Source organism: Yinghuangia soli (genome assembly GCF_021502675.1).
GTDB classification, from domain to species: Bacteria; Actinomycetota; Actinomycetes; order Streptomycetales; family Streptomycetaceae; genus Yinghuangia; species Yinghuangia soli.
On sequence record NZ_JAKFHA010000004.1, the window covers coordinates 475,015 to 477,450 of the forward strand.

At 70.9% G+C, this 2,436-nt stretch carries 1 protein-coding gene and 1 pseudogene; both read right to left on the minus strand.

Annotated elements, in window-relative coordinates; genetic code table 11:
• Positions 1–244: 244 nt before the first annotated feature.
• Positions 245–1,897: a GMC oxidoreductase gene (locus LZ495_RS11225; protein WP_235051497.1), complete on the minus strand. Its 1,653-nt coding sequence runs from the start codon at positions 1,895–1,897 to the stop codon at positions 245–247.
• A 342-nt stretch (positions 1,898–2,239) separates the two neighbouring features.
• A pseudogene (locus LZ495_RS11230) lies at positions 2,240–2,436 on the minus strand (dihydrodipicolinate reductase); the annotation flags it as partial.

The window sequence follows — 2,436 nt, forward strand, 5'->3', positions numbered from 1 at the left end:
AACATCTTCTTTTGCGGGCGCCTCGGGGGGCGCCCCCCCGCCCCCCCCCCCCCCCCCCCCGGCCGTGCCGCGATGCTTCCGCCGCGGCTTCGGCTGCGCATCCACCGCAGCCGCCGCGGCTTCGGCTACGCGTCCGCCGCGGGTTCCGCCCAGCGACGGCCGCCCGGGTTGCGGCCCGGGTCCCCGCCCGCGGCAGGCTCGGCGCTTCAGGGGCCTGCGCCGAAGCCCGCCGCGTACCCGGCCGTTACAGGTCGGTGGCGATGATCTTCTCGATGTTGCGCTCGGCCAGCGCGGTGATGGTGACGAACGGGTTGACGCTCGTGTTGCCGGGGATGAGCGAGCCGTCCATGACGTACAGGCCCTGGTAGCCGTGCAGGCGCCCGTAGTTGTCGGTGGCCTTGTTCAGCACCGCGCCGCCCAGCGGGTGGTACGTGAGGTGGTCGCCCCAGATCTTGTACGCGCCGAAGAGGTCGGACCGGTAGACCGTCCCCTCCTTGCTGTTGATCTTGTCGAAGATGGTCTTCGCCATGTCGATCGAGGTCTGCTTCCAGGCGGTCTGCCAGTTCAGGTCGACCTTGCCGGTGGAGGCGTTCCAGCTGAACTCCGCGCGGTGCGGCGTGTTGGTGATCGTGAGGTAGAACGACGCGTAGGTCTCGATGCCGGTGGGCAGCGGGGCGACCTCGGCGAACGCGCCGCCCGCGGCCCAGTTGTCGATACCGGCGGTCGGCATCGACGACTGGAGCTTGCCGGTCGCGTCCCACATGTGGTTGGCACGGCCGCACATGACGTTGCCGTTGTCGCCCCAGCCCTTGCCGACCTCGCCGTTGAGGTTCGGCAGCGCGCCGGTCGCCTTGAGGCGGACCAGGAGCTTGGTGGTGCCGACGCTGCCCGCGGCGAAGAAGACGCGGTCCGCGGTGACGGTCTTGGTCGCCACGGTGTCGCCGCTGGTGTTGATCTGGTCGATCGCCACGGTGTAGCCGCCGCCGGACGCGGGCGTCACCGAAGTCACCTTGTGCAGCGGGGAGATGGTGACCTTGCCGGTCGCCTTCGCCTGGGCGATGTAGGTCTTCTGCAGCGACTTCTTGCCCGCGTTGTTGCCGTAGATGACCTCGCCGGCCAGCGCTGACTTCGGGACCGTGCCCGCCTCTTCCGCCTTCATGTACTCCCAGTCGTACACGTTGGGCACGAAGACGAACGGGAAGCCGGAGCGCTGCGCGTGCTTGCGGCCGACGCGCGCGTACTGGTAGCACGGCGCGCTCTCCCACCAGCGCTGGTCGACGTTGGTGACGCCCAGGCCGGCGTTCGCACGCGGGTAGTAGGTGTTGTACATCTCGTCGGCGTCCACCGACGGGAGCACGCCCGCGAAGTTCTCGCGCCGCGGGGTGACGGCCATGCCGCCGTTGACCAGCGAGCCGCCGCCGACGCCGCGGCCCTGGTACACGGTGATCCCGGCGAACTCCTCGGCGTCCAGGATGCCGGTGTACTTCGGGACGTCCTTGTCCAGCGGGAAGCCCAGGAACTGGCTCAGCGGCTGCTTGGTGCGGGTCCGCAGCCAGAACGAACGCTGGTCGGGCGTCGTGGTGTTGGCGAAGATCTTGCCGTCCGAGCCGGGGGTGTCCCAGGCCATGCCCATCTCGACCATGTGGACGTCGACGCCGGCCTGCGCGAGGCGCAGCGCGGTCACCGAGCCGCCGTAACCGGTGCCGATGATCAGCGCGGGGACGCGCACGCCGTTCTCGATCGCGGCGGCCGTGGCGCCGGCGGTCGCGGCCTGGGCCTGCGTGGCGGTGTGCCCGGCGATGGCTGCGGCACCTACCGCGGCGCCGGCGCCGGCCACGAAGCGGCGGCGCGAAAGGCCGTCGCCGGAACGGGTCTTACGCACGGGAGTTCCACTCATTTTGCGTTCCTAACTGGACGGAAGGGGAACCGGTTCAGCTCTTGCGCGTGCGCGACCGCAGGGCGTACCGGAACGTAAAGTTCCGGATCATTCGCCCGGAGAACCCTCCTGGACGTGAGCCTGCGGGTGGAGCGGGTCGTTCCATCCGGGCCGGGGGGCTCGGGGCGGGCTCGCGGGGGAGCCCGGAGTGGTGCCGGGGTGCACACCCGGCCGGGGACCGGGCGTGCGTGTCCACCGGAGGCGCCTGAGAGTGATCAGGCGCCCCCGGGACGCTTCAGGGGTCCGGCGGCCTCGGCCGCCTTCGAACTCGGCCGGTGCCGGCCGTACTTGCTCGGCTGGGGATCAGCCGTTCCTGCCCTTGCCCAACTTCCCGACCGCGGCGCGGAGCGGGACGTCGAGGGCGTCGTACAGTCCGGGCGGGTTCTCGGTGAGCCAGTCGATCGCGTTGACCAGGCGCCCGACCGCGGTCGCGTTGCCGCCCGCGGACCGGTTCTCGCCCTCGTCGGTCGCCTCCACCGTCACCTCGATCCGCGGAGTCC

Excerpts from the sequence above, each read along its gene's own strand:
- LZ495_RS11225 (WP_235051497.1), bottom strand. The coding sequence starts at position 1,897 with ATGAGTGGAACTCCCGTGCGTAAGACCCGTTCCGGCGACGGCCTTTCG.